Genomic DNA, 15,262 nt, shown 5'->3' on the forward strand with positions numbered 1-15,262 from the left:
AAAAACAAAACCGCGGGACACGCGGGGATAGCCTGTTTTAGCTTTGCCTTAAAAGGCAATCGAGCAGGAAGCCCCCATTTCAAAATCGTAAGCTTTAAGTGGTGGGAGCATGTCACAAAGAATAGTTGAGATTTATTTTCGAAAATGCATTGACAAAAAAATGTCAATGTCATATAATATTTAGGAAAAATTTTCTCAGACATTTTATATAAGTGCCTTTCGTAATGGAAAGGATAATAGGGAAATAAGTGAGAAGCTTATGCGATGCCGTCACTGTGAAGGTTTCGCTTCCTGAGAGGCTCTTTGAGCCGCCACTGCATATGCGGGAAGGAGCAGGAAGCATAGGGCCGAAGCCAGGAGACCTGCTTATATAAGGTTAATTCTTTACGGATCATAAAGAATTGCACGGAGATTGTCACTCTTTTTCAGACTTGCGTGGTTTCCGCAGGTCCGTCTGTTTTTTTCTGTGTGATCCATGTTTCGATCGTTTTTGATATCTGATTTCCTGTTTTATAAGAGCTCTGTGTTTTTTTGAGCCTGAGCGGGCAGTCAGGATCAGTTCGGACAAGATCTGGTAAGAATCTATTTACATGCCCATATTGTTAAAAAATTAACAATATAAGAGAAAGGAGTGCTTATGAGCAGCAAAATTACTATCATTGGAGCAGGAAGCGTAGGATCAACCATTGCCTATAATCTTTCAAACAACGACCTCGCTTCCGAGATCGTCCTCATCGACATCAACAAGGAAAAGGTGGAAGGAGAGGTTATGGACATCGTCCAGGGTACCAGCTTCCGCAATCCTATTTCCATCGTTGCAGGCGATTATGAAGATGCCAAGGATTCTGATATTGTCATCATCACTTCCGGTATCGCAAGAAAACCGGGACAGACCAGAATTGAACTGACTCAGACCAATGTCAACATCCTAAAGAGCATTACCCCCCAGATTGTAAAAGAAGCGCCGAATGCCCTTTATATTATTGTAAGCAATCCGGTGGATATCATGACTTATGTATTCACCAAGATCTCTGGACTTCCGGAAAACCAGATCATCGGTTCCGGAACTCTTCTGGACACAGCAAGACTTCGTTTTGGCCTCTCCGAACATTTCGAGGTGGCTCAGAAAAATATTCACGCCTATGTATTCGGTGAGCATGGAGATACCTCCTTTGTTCCCTGGTCCTGCGCGGATGTTTCCGGAGCAAGCCTGGATGATTATGCGGAGATGATGAGACATCTCGGAAAAGAGCCGAAACCTCTTGATAAAGCAGGAATGGAAGAGTATGTACACAAATCCGGCGGAATTGTTATTGCAAAGAAAGGAGCAACCTTCTATGCGGTATCTGTCGCTGTATGCAAACTCTGCGGTATGCTTCTTTCCGCCTACGATTCCATCGCTACCGTTTCTTCCGTTATGCATGGCGAGTACGGCATCGAGGATGTTGCTATCAGCACACTGACGCTGGTAGGACCGAACGGCGTACAGGGAAAAGTCCCCTTAAAGCTTACGGATGAAGAGGTTGCAAAACTCCAGAAGAGCGCAAACTCTCTGAAAGAAGTAATTTCTCAGATTGAGCTGTAAAGACAAAAAGGCTTCTGCTGTTTGTACAGAAGAGGCAGAACCTTCCAGAAACCGCGGAGAAAAAGCTCCGCGGTTTTAAGAGAAAGAAAGGACAACGGAAACCATGAAGTACAGTTATTATCCAGGGTGTACCCTGAAGAACAAGGCGAAAGATCTGGATGCTTATGCCAGAGTTTCCGCCAGGGCGCTGGGTTTTGAGCTGGAAGAAATCGAAGACTGGCAGTGCTGCGGAGGCGTTTATCCCTTAGGCAGCGACGAGATCGCCACAAAGCTTTCTTCCGTCCGTGCTCTCAACGCGGCCAAGGAAAAAGGCCAGGACCTCATCACGGTCTGTTCCGCCTGTCATCATGTGCTGAAACGTGTCAACGACGATATGAAGAACGTGGAAGACATCCGGACCCGGGCAAATAATTACATGAAACTGGATACACCCTACGAAGGTGAGACAGAGGTTCTTCACTTCCTGGAAGTGTTAAGAGACCGCGTCGGTTTTGACAAGGTAAAAGAGAAAGTCGTCAATCCTTTCAAAGGAAAGAAGATCGGCGCCTACTATGGCTGTCTGCTTCTCCGCCCCGGAAAGATCCTTCAGTTTGATGATCCGGAGAATCCGAAGATCATGGAGGATCTGATTCGCGCGTTAGGCGGTGAGCCGGTGATCTATCCCTATCGGAACGAGTGCTGCGGCGGTTATATTTCCCTGAAAGAAAAAGAAATGTCCAAAAATATGTGCGATAAGATCCTTGAGAGCGCAGAAGGCTTTGGCGCAGACATGCTGATCACAGCCTGTCCCCTCTGCATGTACAATCTGAAGAAGAGCACAGTAAACGGAACACCGATCTATTATTTCACCGAGCTTCTTGCTGAGGCTCTCGGCGTGAAAGAGGAGGTGACAGAAGCGTGAGCGATAAAAACAGAGCGGAAGAGATCCGTGAAATCAGCGGAGTCGATCCTTATAAATGCATGAAGTGCGGCAAATGCTCCGCATCCTGTCCGTCCTTCAACGAAATGGATATCAAACCCCATCAGTTTGTCTCCTATGTACTCCGTGACGATATCGAGTCACTGGTACAGTCCAAGTCTCTCTGGAAATGCCTTTCCTGCTTTGCCTGTGTGGAGCGCTGCCCGAGAGATGTAAAACCCGGAAAACTCATTGATGCTGCAAGACAGATCGTGGAGAGGGAAAAAGGCGGCAATTATCTGAGTCCGGATGAGATTCCGTCACTCCTTGATCCGGAACTGCCCCAGCAGCTTCTGGTAAGTGCATTCAGACGATACAGGAGGTGAGAAAATGCAGAGAATAGGAGTTTTTGTCTGTCATTGCGGAAGCAATATCGCCGCAACGGTAGATGTGAAAAAAGTCGTGGAAGTCATCAGCCAGGAGCCTGGCGTGGTCCATGCAGAAGATTATCAGTATATGTGCTCCGAGGCCGGACAGGAGAAGATCATCCAGGCCATCAGGGAGAAAGAACTGACAGGCGTCGTTGTCTGTTCCTGTTCCCCGCGTATGCATGAAGCCACCTTCCGTAAGGCTGTGGCAAAAGCCGGCCTGAACCCCTACATGCTGGAAGTGGCAAACATCCGTGAGCAGTGTTCCTGGATTCACAAGGATATGGAAGAGGCTACCAAGAAGGCCGTGATCCTGGCCCGGGCAGCAGTTGCCAAGGTAAACCTGGACGCTCCCCTTCAGGAGGGCGAGAGCCGCGTAACCAAGAGAGCCCTGGTAATCGGCGGCGGTATCGCCGGTATTCAGAGTGCTCTGGATATCGCAGATGCCGGCTACGAGGTAGATATCGTGGAGAAGACCCCGAGTATCGGCGGAAGAATGTCCCAGCTGGACAAAACCTTCCCGACTCTGGACTGTTCCGCCTGTATCCTGACCCCGAAGATGGTGGAAGCCAATGCCCATGAGAAGATTCATATTTATACATACAGTGAGGTAGAAAAGATTTCCGGTTTTGTCGGCGATTTCACAGTGGAGATCCGCAAGAAAGCCAGAAGCGTGGATATGAGCAAGTGTACCGGCTGTGGTGTCTGTCAGGAGAAATGCCCGAGCAAAAAGATCCCCAGCGAGTTCAACAGAGGTCTCGGAAACCGTACGGCCATCTACACTCCCTTCGCCCAGGCCATCCCGAATGTTCCTGTCATCGACCGTGAGAATTGTATCAAATTTAAGACCGGAAAATGTGGCGTCTGCTCCAAGGTCTGCCAGGCCGGAGCCATCGACTACGACCAGAAGGATGAGATCATCAGTGAGAAGTACGGAGCCATCGTTGTGGCCACCGGTTTCGACACGATCAAGCTGGATAAGTACGATGAGTATGCTTACAGCCAGAGTAAAGATGTCATCACGTCCCTGGAGCTTGAGCGTATCATGAACGCAGCCGGCCCGACCAAAGGTCATCTGGAGCGTCTCTCCGACGGAAGAGCACCGAAGAACATGGTGTTCATCCAGTGCGTGGGAAGCCGTTGTGCAGATACCAGAGGAAAGAGCTACTGCTCCAAGATCTGCTGTATGTACACTGCAAAGCATGCGATGCTGATCCGTGATAAATATCCTGATGTAAACGTGACTGTCTTCTATATCGACGTTCGTACCCCGGGGAAAAACTTCGACGAGTTCTACAGAAGAGCCGTGGAAGAGTACCATGTAAACTATGTCAAAGGTCAGGTAGGAAAAGTCATTCCGCAGCCCGATGGACAGCTTCTCGTTCAGGGAGTTGATCTTCTGGACAATAAGCAGATCCTCGTGAATGCGGATATGGTTGTTCTGGCTACCGCCATTGAGCCGGATCCTTCCGTCAGAAAACTGGCTACCATGCTGACAGCCAGCATCGACAACAACAACTTCCTCACCGAGGCTCATCCGAAGCTTCGTCCTGTAGAGTCCCCCACCGCCGGTGTGTTCCTTTCCGGTGTCTGCCAGGGACCGAAGGATATCCCGGAGACCGTAGCCCAGGCCGGCGCGGCAGCAGTCAAAGCCATTGGCCTTCTCGCCAAGGATAAGCTCCGCACCAACGCATGCACAGCAAAACCGGATCAGCTGCTCTGCAACGGCTGCTCTACCTGTGCAAACGTATGCCCCTATGGAGCAATCTCCTATGAGGAAAAAGAAGTCAACGACCACGGAATCCGTGAGGTTCGCCGGGTGGCAGCAGTCAACAGCGCACTCTGCCAGGGCTGCGGTGCCTGCACAGTGGCCTGCCCGTCCGGAGCCATGGACCTTCAGGGCTTCTCCAACAGACAGATTATTGCGGAGGTGGATGCGATATGTCGATAGAATCAAACGAAGAATTCAGACCGAAAATTGTGGCGTTCTGCTGTAACTGGTGCAGTTACGCAGGAGCCGATCTGGCAGGAAGCAGCCGTCTCTCCTATCCGGCAGACGTAAAGATCATCCGTGTACCCTGTTCCTGCCGTGTCAACCCCATGTTCATCCTCCGGGCCTTTGAGAAAGGTGCGGACGGCGTGATCCTGTGCGGCTGCCACCCCGGTGACTGCCATTACACCACAGGAAACTATTATGCAAGAAGACGTATGACCCTTCTGTTCTCCATGCTGGACTTCATCGGCGTGGAAAACGGCCGTACCCGTGTGGAATGGGTATCCGCCGCTGAGGGCGTGAAATTTTCCCAGACCATGAACGAGTTTGTGGAAAAGGTACGTTCTCTCGGAAAGAATGTAAGACTGGAGGATTTAAGATGCAGGAACTGATCGAACGCGCAAAAGAGCTTCTTGGCGACGGCACCGTAGTTCGTGTGCTGGGATGGAAAGCCGGAGACCTGCCCTACAATCCGGAACCGGCTTACTTCGAGAACGAAGAAGACTTAAAAGATTTCGTATATAATGGCTTCTGCGGAGCCAACTTAAGCAAATATATGATCGAGGCATCCAAAAAGGAAGGAAAGACTCTGGTCTTCCTGAAACCCTGCGATACCTACAGCTTCAACCAGCTGATTAAAGAGCACCGGGTAGACCGGGACAAAGCTTACATCATCGGCGTTGGCTGTAAAGGAAAGCTCGACATCGAGAAGATCAAAGCCCAGGGAATCAAGGGAATCCAGAAGATTACGGGCGCTGAGATCTCCGATGAGTGCGAGACGCTTACCGTGGAGACTCTTTACGGAGAGAAGAGCGTTTCCTATAAAGATGCCATGCTGGGAAGATGCCATACCTGTAAAGGCAAAGAGCACAAGATCTTTGACGAGGAGATCGGCGAGTCCAAGGATACAAAGGATGCAGACCGTTTCGCAGAGATCGAGAAGATCGAGGCTATGAGCCCGGCTGAGAAGTTTGCTTTCTTCCAGAAGGAACTCAGCAAATGTATCCGCTGCAATGCCTGCCGGAACGTCTGTCCCGCATGCAGCTGTCGGAAATGTGTCTTCGACAGCGACAAGTTTGACAGTGCCCAGAAGGCAAATGTGGACTCCTTCGAGGAGAAGATGTTCCACATCATCCGCGCTTTCCATGTGGCTGGCCGCTGTACGGACTGTGGCGAGTGCAGCCGTGTTTGTCCCCAGGGTATTCCCCTTCATCTCTTTAACCGGAAATTTATCAAGGATATCGACAATTTCTATGGCGAGTATCAGGCAGGAGAGGATGCGGTAAGTCCGATGCCTCTGACCTCTTACACCACAGAAGATGTAGAGCCCAGCATTGTGGGAGAAAGGGGATAACGGATGTATAAGATCGCAAAAGAAAACCTTCAGACCCTTTACCGTGAGATCGCGAAAAATCAGGAACTGTTCCTTCCGGAGAAGATCGGCGAGCAGGTGAATTTCGCCCCCTACCGTGAAGAGCTTGAGACGGATCTGACTGTGCTCAAGACAGTCAAATCCCCCAAAGATGTATTTTTTCCTCAGAGTGAGAACCTCTATACCTGCGTAGAGAAGGACCGCAAGATCACCATCGAGCCCGAGAAGCTTCAGGAGCAGAAATTCGTGGTATTCGGCATGCGTCCCTGTGATGTGAAGGGCGTTCAGGTACTGGATAAAGTCTTCCTGGCAGATCCGGTGGATACCTTCTATGCAGCCAGAAGAGAGCACGGAACCATCGTTTCCCTGGCCTGCGGCGAACCCGAGGAGACCTGTTTCTGTAAGGTCTTCGGCGTGGACTGCACCGAGCCGGAGACGGCAGCAGAAGGTTTTGTGGATGTGGCTGCCTGGTTTGTTGAGGATACTCTCTATCTCAAAGCCGTTACGGAAAAAGGAACGGCTCTTCTGGAAGCTGTGAAAGATGTTCTCACAGAGGCAGAGAACACAGACGAAGCAAAGGTGGAGGCTCAGAAAGAGACTGTCCGCGCCATCGTGGAGAAACTTCCCTACACCCATCTTTCCCTGGAAGGCTGGAACGGGGATGACATGATGGAAAGATTCAATTCCCCTGTCTGGGAGGAGCTTTACCATCCCTGCCTGGCCTGCGGTACCTGCACCTTCGTGTGCCCTACCTGTCAGTGCTATGATATCAAAGATTACGATACCGGACATGGCATCCAGCGTTACCGCTGCTGGGATTCCTGCATGTACTCCGACTTTACGATGATGGCCCACGGCAACAACCGTAACAGCCAGATGCAGCGTTTCCGTCAGCGTTTCATGCACAAGCTGGTTTATTTCCCGGCAAACAACAACGGCATGTATTCCTGCGTAGGCTGCGGCCGCTGTGTGGAGAAATGTCCTTCATCCTTAAATATCGTAAAGGTCATCAAGGCCTTTGAAAAACAGGGAGGTGCCAAAGAATGAATGAATGTACCTGTCATACAAACTATACCCTGGACACCCTGATCCCGAAGGTTGGCGTGATCACCGATATCCGTCAGGAGACTCCGGATGTCAAAACCTTCCGCGTGGAAGCACCCGAGGGAGGCAAGCTTTTTGAGCATATGCCGGGCCAGTGCGCGATGATCTGCGTGCCGGGCGTCAGCGAAGGAATGTTTTCCATTACTTCTTCCCCGACGGTAAAAGAGTACCAGGAATTCAGTATCAAAAAATGCGGAAAGCTGACGGATTATCTCCACAGCCTCAATGTGGGCGATGAGATCACCGTCCGCGGACCTTACGGAAATCATTTCCCGGTGGAGACAGAGCTGAAGGGTCAGAACCTTCTCTTCATCGCCGGTGGTATCGGACTGGCTCCGCTCCGTTCCGTTATCAACTATGTGCTTCACAACAGAGAGAATTACGGTACGGTGGATATTTTATACGGTTCCCGTTCTGCAGACGATCTGGTTCAGTTAAAAGAGATCCAGGAAGTCTGGCAGAAAGCTCCGGGTGTCAACGTATACCTGACCATTGACCGGGAGCAGGAGGGCTGGGACGGCCATGTGGGCTTCGTTCCTTCCTATCTGAAAGAGATCGGCTTTTCAACGGACAAAACCGCACTTCTCTGCGGACCGCCAATCATGATTAAATTCGTGCTGGCCGGTTTAAAAGAGATGGGCTTCTCCGAGGAGCAGGTATACACCACACTGGAGCTCCGTATGAAATGCGGTATCGGAAAATGCGGCCGCTGCAATGTAGGCTCCAAATATGTCTGCAAAGATGGCCCCGTATTCCGTTTCGATCAGCTGGACGAGCTTCCGAATGAGTATTGATATAGAAAGGACTGGAACCCAAAATGGAAAATAATATGGTAAACGTATATTTTTTCGGTAAAAAATACAGTGTTCCCGCAGATCTCACCATCATGACCGCCATGGAGTATGCCGGATACACCTTAAAGAGAGGCTGCGGCTGCCGTCACGGCTTCTGCGGCGCCTGTGCAACCATCTACCGCATCAAGGGAGAAAATGAGCTGAAAACCTGTCTGGCCTGTCAGACCCAGGTACAGGAAGGCATGTATGTGGCAAGCATTCCCTTCTTCCCCACCGACAAGAGAACTTACAATATCGAAGATCTGAAACCCAACCAGCAGGTGATGATGGAACTCTATCCGGAGATCTACAGCTGCATCGGCTGTAATGCCTGTACCAAAGCCTGCCCCCAGGATCTGAACGTTATGCAGTATATCGCATACGCCCAGAGAGGCGAGCTTGAGAAATGTGCGGAGGCTTCCTTCGACTGCGTAAGCTGCGGCTGCTGTTCCGTGCGCTGCCCGGCTGGAATTTCCCATCCGATGGTAGGCCTTCTGGCCAGACGTCTGACCGGAAAATACATTGCTCCGGAATCAAAACATCTGACCAAACGTGTGGAAGAGATCCACGAAGGCAAGTATGATGATCTGATCGAGCAGATCATGCAGAAACCGATCACAGAAATGCAGGAACTTTACAACAGCAGAGAGATTGAGAAATAGGGAGGGCGTAAAACATGTATGCACCATATCCAGAAAATATGATGGAATCCATCAAAAAGGTAGAGGCTACAAGAGCGGAGCGTATGGCAACAGAGCCGAGACGTCTCACCGCTGAGGAGAAGGACGCTCTTCTTGAGAAATTCCATCCTGATTATAACCCGAATGCATTTGCAGAGATCAAAGTAGGTCCGAATAAAGGTCAGAAGGCTCCGTTGGAGCTGGCAGAAATGCTTCATTCCACCAGCCGTCTGATGAATGAGAAGATCGATCTTACAAAAATCGATTATGACGTGGATGTGCTGGTGATCGGCGGCGGCGGAGCAGGCTCTTCCTGTGCCATTGAGGCCCACAATGCAGGCACTGATGTTATGATCGTCACGAAGCTTCGTATCGGTGATGCCAATACTATGATGGCAGAGGGCGGCATCCAGGCAGCTGACAAGGAGAATGATTCTCCGGTACAGCATTATCTGGACTGCTTCGGCGGCGGCCACTTCGCAGCAAAACCGGAACTCGTAAAGAGACTGGTTATGGAAGCTCCGGATGCCATCAAATGGCTGAACGGGCTCGGCGTTGAGTTTGATAAAGCAGAAGACGGAACCATGATCACAACTCACGGCGGCGGAACCTCCAGAAAGAGAATGCACGCTGCAAAAGACTATTCCGGATCTGAGATCATGCGTACCATCCGTGACGAGGTCATCAACCTTGGCATTCCGGTGGTTGAGTTTACTTCCGCTGTCGAGCTTCTGAAGGACGAAAAAGGCCAGGTAGCCGGTGCGGTTCTTCTGAACATGGAGACCGGTGACTACTCCGTTGCAAGAGCAAAGACCGTTGTCATCGCAACCGGCGGCGCAGGAAGAATGCATTACCAGGGCTTCCCGACCTCCAACCACTACGGTGCAACCGCAGACGGACTGGTACTTGGTTACCGGGCAGGCGCAGGCCTTCTTTATCAGGATTCCATCCAGTACCATCCGACAGGCGCCATTTATCCGTCCCAGATCCTTGGCGCTCTGGTAACGGAGAAGGTTCGTTCCGTTGGCGCACAGCTGGTCAATGCAAACGGAGAAGCTTACATTCATCCGCTGGAAACCCGTGACGTCAATGCTTCCGGCGTTATCCGTGAGTGCCAGGAAGGCCGCGGCGTGGAAGTACCGGGCGGACTTAAGGGCGTATGGCTCGATACTCCGATGATCGAGATCCTCGGAGGCGAGGGAACCATCGAGAAGAGAATCCCGGCTATGTTCCGTATGTACATGAACTACGGCATTGATATGAGAAAAGTTCCCATCGTGATCTATCCGACCCTTCACTACCAGAACGGTGGCCTGGATATCGACGGAGACGGCTTCTCAACCGCAATCCCGAATCTTCTGGTTGCAGGAGAGGCAGCCGGTGGAATCCACGGAAGAAACAGACTGATGGGCAACTCTCTTCTGGATGTCATTGTATTCGGAAGAAATGCCGGTAAGAAAGCAGCTGCAAAATGCAAAGAGGTAGAACTTGGTACCCCGAACTTGAATCATGTGACAGAATATGCAGAGGAGCTGAAAGAGGCAGGCCTTGACACCCATAAGGTATCTCCGATGCTGCTTCCGAACTATGCCCGTCACGAACAGCGCTAAAAATAGAAAAAAGAAGGGAGCTTACCAAAATGCGTGAAGTAGAAGTAAGCAGACTTACAGATGTCATCGAAAAACTCTGTATCGAAGCAAATGAACATCTTCCCAAAGACGTAAAAGACGCCATTACAACCTGCCGTGCCTGCGAGGACGGCGAGATTGCCAAAGGTGTTCTGGACGATATCATTAAAAACTTTGACATTGCAGATCAGGAGTGTGTACCCATCTGCCAGGATACAGGAATGGCCTGTGTTTTTCTGGAAATCGGACAGGATGTACATTTCGTTGGAGGAGATCTCACCGATGCCATCAACGAGGGCGTACGCCGCGGATATACAAACGGCTACCTTCGCAAATCTGTCGTAAAAGACCCGGTTCGCCGTGGAAACACCGGCGATAACACACCGGCCATGATTTACACAGAGATTGTTCCCGGAGAAAATGTGAAAGTCACCGTTGGCCCGAAAGGCTTCGGAAGCGAGAACATGAGTATGATCCGTATGTTCAAACCCTCCGCTGGCCTTCAGGGAATCAAAGACTTCATTCTGGAAGTGGTAGAGACCGCAGGTCCCAACCCCTGCCCGCCGATGGTAGTCGGCGTTGGTATCGGCGGAACCTTTGATAAATGTGCCCTTCTTGCAAAGAAAGCACTGATGCGTCCGCTGGATTCCCACAATCCGGATCCGTTTTATGCAGATCTTGAGGATGAGATGCTTGAAAAAGTCAACCAGCTTGGTATCGGACCTCAGGGCTTTGGCGGAAAGACCACAGCCATCGGACTGAACATTGAAACCATGCCCACTCATATTGCCGGTATGCCCTGTGCAGTCAATATCAACTGCCATGTGACACGCCATAAAACGGAGGTGATCTGATCATGGAGAGAAGACATATCACTCTTCCTCTGACCGAGGAACTGGCTAAAACCCTTCACGCAGGAGATCAGGTGCTCCTGACAGGTACCATTTATACATCCAGAGACGCAGGCCACAAGAGAATGTGCGAGGCTCTGGCAAGAGGAGAGAAGATTCCCTTTGACCCGACAGACGCGACGATCTACTATGTAGGTCCGACCCCGGCAAAACCCGGCGCAGTCATCGGTTCCGCAGGTCCGACCACCAGCGGACGAATGGACGCTTACGCCCCCACCATGATGTCTGTGGGAGCCAGAGGCATGATCGGTAAGGGAGCCCGTCTTCCAGAGGTTGTGGAAGCCATGAAGAAATACAGCGGCGTTTACTTCGGAGCCATCGGCGGAGCTGGCGCTCTCCTGGCAAAATGTATCAAAAAAGCAGAGCTTATCGCGTATGAAGATCTGGGCGCAGAGGCTCTCCGTAAGCTTTATGTGGAGGATATGCCCCTGGTAGTCATCATTGACTGTGAGGGCAACGACCTTTACAAAGAAGGAAGAGAATCCTACTTGGCAAATAAGAAATAATCGGGTAAAATAAAAAAGCCTGGCTTCCCATTCGGCGGCCAGGCTTAAAAAAAAACAAATGATAGGAGTCTTTATTATGCAACAACATCCTCATCATCATTCGTATGATCCGCTTCATCTTTTTGAGGGGGAGGACGAACAGCAGATGTCCGAGGCTTTCCGAAACAGCGCGTTTCTGGCGCTTTCCGGCGGCTTTCAGGATGCCTACACCTACAATGTCCGAAATGAGGTATTTTCCAATGCCCAGACCGGAAACGTGGTGCTCATGAGCCAGCATCTCATGGCAGGAGAGTGGATGAGCGGTTTAAGGTATCTGCTTCCGCTGATATCTTTTGCCTTAGGCGTCTGGGTAGCGGAAAAGATCCAGGGAAAATACCGGTATGCGAGGAAGCTTCACTGGCGGCAGGGTGTCCTTCTGGCAGAGATCGTTCTTCTTTTTATCGTCGGTTTCGTGCCGAGAGAACTGGATATGCTGGCCACGATCCTGGTGTCCTTTGCCTGTGCCATGCAGGTGCAGAGTTTCCGTAAGGTTCACGGCTATTCCTATGCCAGTACGATGTGTATCGGAAACCTGAGGGGCGGCACGGCAGCCATGTCCTCTTATTTCCGCGAGCACAGGCTGGAAGATCTCAGGAAAGCTTTCTATTACTTCGGCATCATTGTCCTTTTTGCAGTGGGAGCCGGTCTTGGCGGAAATCTTTCCATCCATTATGGCATCCAGATGATCTGGGTATGCTGCGCTTTCTTATTGATAAGTTTCCTCATGATGTTCTACGAAAAGATCTGAGAAGGCGAAAATTTTATAAATTGTTAAAAAAAAATCAAAAAAATTTTATTGCTTTTACGAGTTAAATATGTATAATATAAAAAGGGAAACGAGGGATTTCGTTTTCCGACAAATATTGAAAAACCTGCTTTTGTAGGTGGTCATATTACTATTAAAGAAAAGAGGTTAAATGTAAGATGGCAGAGATCAATTTAAGCAAGTATGGCATTACCGGAACCACAGAGATCGTATATAACCCCTCTTACGAGATGTTATTCGAAGAGGAGACCAAACCGGGTCTGGAAGGATATGAAAAAGGACAGGTCAGTGAGCTGGGCGCAGTAAATGTTATGACTGGCATCTACACAGGCCGTTCCCCAAAAGACAAATTTATCGTTATGGATGAGAACTCCAAAGATACCGTATGGTGGACTTCTGACGAGTACAAGAACGATAACCATCCGGCAAGCCAGGAAGCTTGGAAAGCAGTTAAGGAGATCGCACTGAAAGAACTCTCCAACAAGAAACTGTTCGTTGTAGATGCTTTCTGCGGAGCAAACAAAGATACCCGTATGGCAATCCGTTTCATCGTTGAGGTTGCTTGGCAGGCTCACTTTGTAACCAATATGTTCATCCGTCCGACAGAGGAAGAACTGAAAGACTTCGAGCCGGATTTCGTTGTTTACAACGCTTCCAAAGCAAAAGTAGAAAATTATAAAGAGCTGGGTCTTAATTCTGAGACCGCTGTTATGTTCAACATCACCAGCCGTGAGCAGGTTATCGTAAACACCTGGTACGGCGGAGAGATGAAAAAAGGTATGTTCTCCATGATGAACTACTACCTGCCGCTGAAGGGCATGGCTTCCATGCACTGCTCCGCAAACACCGATATGAACGGTGAGAACACCGCTATCTTCTTCGGTCTGTCCGGAACAGGTAAGACCACCCTTTCCACCGACCCGAAACGTCTTCTCATCGGTGATGACGAGCACGGCTGGGACGACAAGGGCGTATTCAACTACGAGGGCGGTTGCTACGCAAAAGTTATTAACCTGGATAAAGATTCCGAGCCGGATATCTACAATGCCATCAAGAGAAACGCTCTTCTTGAGAACGTAACTCTGGACGAGAACGGCAAGATCGATTTCGCTGATAAGAGCGTAACCGAGAATACCCGTGTATCTTATCCGATCAACCACATTAAGAACATCGTTCGCCCGATCTCTTCCGCACCGGCAGCTAAGAATGTAATCTTCCTGTCTGCAGATGCATTCGGTGTACTTCCGCCGGTATCTGTACTGACTCCGGAGCAGACTCAGTACTACTTCCTGTCCGGCTTCACTGCAAAACTTGCAGGAACCGAGCGTGGAATCACCGAGCCGACCCCGACCTTCTCTGCTTGCTTCGGACAGGCTTTCCTGGAGCTGCATCCGACCAAATACGCAGAAGAGCTCGTTAAGAAAATGGAGAAGAGCGGAGCAAAAGCATACCTGGTTAACACCGGATGGAATGGTACCGGCAAACGTATCTCCATCAAAGATACCCGTGGTATCATTGATGCAATCCTGAATGGAGACATCCTGAAAGCAGAGACCAAGAAGATCCCGTTCTTCAACTTCGAGGTTCCGACAGCGCTTCCGGGTGTTGATTCCCATATCCTTGACCCGAGAGATACCTACGCTGACGCTTCCGAGTGGGAGACCAAAGCTAAGGATCTGGCTGCAAGATTCGTTAAGAACTTCGCTAAATACGAAGGAAACGCAGCTGGTAAAGCTCTTGTTTCTGCTGGTCCGCAGGCTTAATGACAGATCAAACAAAATAGATGATATTTTACCGGGTGCGGAGTTTCCGCACCCGGATTTTGTTATGGCGACGAGGAAAATGCACGCACTTGTGCAAGTGAATTTGACGACCGCTAATCAGAAAGAAATTCGCGTAGCGTATCTCGTCTCTGCAATTGAGGAGGAATATGAAGAAAAAAGCGTTTCAGGCGGCTTTTCCATACACGCTGCCAATCTGTGTGGGCTTTCTCTTCCTGGGGATGTCCTACGGCTTTATGATGCGAAGCAAAGGTTTTTCCTTTCTCTATCCGTTGTTCATGAGTATGTTTATCTTTGCGGGTTCCATGGAATTTGTCACGGTAAATCTACTTCCTGCTGGCTGAGAAGAGAGGAGGGGACAAAAAATGACAATCTTACAGCAGATCATCACCATTGCGGCTGTGGTCCTGGGAGCCATGGTGACACGTTTCCTTCCTTTTATCGTTTTTCCAGAGGGAAAAGAGCCGCCGAAGGCCGTCCGTTATCTCGGAGGTAAGCTTCCCTATGCGGTCATCGGCCTTCTGGTGGTCTATTGCCTCAAAGACGCGCCGGCCAGCTCCACTCACGGTCTGCCGGAAGCCATTGCGATCCTTTTTGTGGGCCTCCTTCACAAGCGGAAAAAGAATACGCTCCTCAGCATCGCAGGAGGCACGATCCTTTATATGTTGCTGGTACAGATGGTATTTTAAGAAAACTTAAACATTAAGTGATAAAAAAACTCAACATCCTGTCTTCCAT

At 50.0% G+C, this 15,262-nt stretch carries 15 protein-coding genes, 1 pseudogene and 1 riboswitch; all 16 genes and pseudogenes read left to right on the forward strand.

Annotation, left to right across the window (positions count from 1 at the left end; genetic code table 11):
- Positions 1 to 193 precede the first annotated feature (193 nt).
- Positions 194 to 384, forward strand: a riboswitch (cobalamin riboswitch).
- Positions 385 to 637: 253 nt separating this feature from the next.
- The 16 genes and pseudogenes from LKD71_RS09065 to LKD71_RS09140 all read left to right on the forward strand — a co-directional run bounded on the left by LKD71_RS09065 (position 638) and on the right by LKD71_RS09140 (position 15,213).
- Positions 638 to 1,585, forward strand: coding sequence for an L-lactate dehydrogenase (locus LKD71_RS09065; RefSeq protein ID WP_227615159.1), 948 nt, complete (start codon positions 638 to 640; stop codon positions 1,583 to 1,585).
- Positions 1,586 to 1,688: 103 nt separating this feature from the next.
- On the forward strand, positions 1,689 to 2,486 hold the full coding sequence (locus LKD71_RS09070; protein ID WP_178045603.1) for a CoB--CoM heterodisulfide reductase iron-sulfur subunit B family protein: 798 nt from the start codon (positions 1,689 to 1,691) through the stop codon (positions 2,484 to 2,486).
- The gene (locus LKD71_RS09075) at positions 2,483 to 2,869 is read left to right on the forward strand and encodes a 4Fe-4S dicluster domain-containing protein (RefSeq protein ID WP_178045604.1); all 387 of its coding nucleotides are present in this window, start codon (positions 2,483 to 2,485) and stop codon (positions 2,867 to 2,869) included. Before LKD71_RS09070 ends, LKD71_RS09075 begins: the two co-directional genes overlap by 4 nt.
- 4 nt (positions 2,870 to 2,873) lie before the next feature.
- On the forward strand, positions 2,874 to 4,862 hold the full coding sequence (locus tag LKD71_RS09080) for a CoB--CoM heterodisulfide reductase iron-sulfur subunit A family protein (RefSeq protein ID WP_227615160.1): 1,989 nt from the start codon (positions 2,874 to 2,876) through the stop codon (positions 4,860 to 4,862).
- Positions 4,853 to 5,296 (forward strand): hydrogenase iron-sulfur subunit, encoded by a 444-nt coding sequence (locus LKD71_RS09085; protein WP_117765248.1) that lies wholly within the window; start codon positions 4,853 to 4,855, stop codon positions 5,294 to 5,296. The genes LKD71_RS09080 and LKD71_RS09085 overlap by 10 nt, the downstream gene beginning before the upstream one ends.
- Positions 5,284 to 6,258, forward strand: a complete 975-nt coding sequence (locus LKD71_RS09090) for a 4Fe-4S dicluster domain-containing protein (protein WP_227615161.1) — start codon at positions 5,284 to 5,286, stop codon at positions 6,256 to 6,258. Before LKD71_RS09085 ends, LKD71_RS09090 begins: the two co-directional genes overlap by 13 nt.
- A gap of 3 nt (positions 6,259 to 6,261) precedes the next feature.
- Positions 6,262 to 7,323, forward strand: coding sequence for a 4Fe-4S dicluster domain-containing protein (locus LKD71_RS09095; protein ID WP_227615162.1), 1,062 nt, complete (start codon positions 6,262 to 6,264; stop codon positions 7,321 to 7,323).
- Positions 7,320 to 8,174 (forward strand): FAD/NAD(P)-binding protein, encoded by an 855-nt coding sequence (locus LKD71_RS09100; protein ID WP_227615163.1) that lies wholly within the window; start codon positions 7,320 to 7,322, stop codon positions 8,172 to 8,174. The genes LKD71_RS09095 and LKD71_RS09100 overlap by 4 nt, the downstream gene beginning before the upstream one ends.
- A 35-nt stretch (positions 8,175 to 8,209) precedes the next feature.
- Complete coding sequence (locus tag LKD71_RS09105; RefSeq protein ID WP_331466424.1) at positions 8,210 to 8,875, forward strand: 4Fe-4S dicluster domain-containing protein; 666 nt, start codon at positions 8,210 to 8,212, stop codon at positions 8,873 to 8,875.
- A 14-nt stretch (positions 8,876 to 8,889) separates the two neighbouring features.
- Positions 8,890 to 10,503, forward strand: coding sequence for an FAD-dependent oxidoreductase (locus tag LKD71_RS09110; protein WP_227615165.1), 1,614 nt, complete (start codon positions 8,890 to 8,892; stop codon positions 10,501 to 10,503).
- 29 nt (positions 10,504 to 10,532) lie between these two features.
- Complete coding sequence (locus LKD71_RS09115) at positions 10,533 to 11,375, forward strand: fumarate hydratase (RefSeq protein ID WP_117765236.1); 843 nt, start codon at positions 10,533 to 10,535, stop codon at positions 11,373 to 11,375.
- Between the two features lie 2 nt (positions 11,376 to 11,377).
- Positions 11,378 to 11,938 (forward strand): Fe-S-containing hydro-lyase, encoded by a 561-nt coding sequence (locus tag LKD71_RS09120; protein ID WP_227615166.1) that lies wholly within the window; start codon positions 11,378 to 11,380, stop codon positions 11,936 to 11,938.
- A 145-nt stretch (positions 11,939 to 12,083) separates the two neighbouring features.
- Positions 12,084 to 12,725 (forward strand): YoaK family protein, encoded by a 642-nt coding sequence (locus LKD71_RS09125; RefSeq protein WP_227615230.1) that lies wholly within the window; start codon positions 12,084 to 12,086, stop codon positions 12,723 to 12,725.
- A gap of 176 nt (positions 12,726 to 12,901) precedes the next feature.
- The gene (gene pckA / locus LKD71_RS09130) at positions 12,902 to 14,506 is read left to right on the forward strand and encodes a phosphoenolpyruvate carboxykinase (ATP) (RefSeq protein ID WP_178045611.1); all 1,605 of its coding nucleotides are present in this window, start codon (positions 12,902 to 12,904) and stop codon (positions 14,504 to 14,506) included.
- A 167-nt stretch (positions 14,507 to 14,673) separates the two neighbouring features.
- Positions 14,674 to 14,856 (forward strand): annotated as a pseudogene (locus LKD71_RS09135) (AzlC family ABC transporter permease); the annotation flags it as partial.
- A 33-nt stretch (positions 14,857 to 14,889) separates the two neighbouring features.
- The gene (locus tag LKD71_RS09140) at positions 14,890 to 15,213 is read left to right on the forward strand and encodes a branched-chain amino acid transporter permease (RefSeq protein ID WP_227615167.1); all 324 of its coding nucleotides are present in this window, start codon (positions 14,890 to 14,892) and stop codon (positions 15,211 to 15,213) included.
- Positions 15,214 to 15,262 lie beyond the last annotated feature (49 nt).

This window comes from Fusicatenibacter faecihominis (genome assembly GCF_020686945.1).
In the GTDB taxonomy this organism is placed as follows: domain Bacteria; phylum Bacillota; class Clostridia; order Lachnospirales; family Lachnospiraceae; genus Limivivens; species Limivivens faecihominis.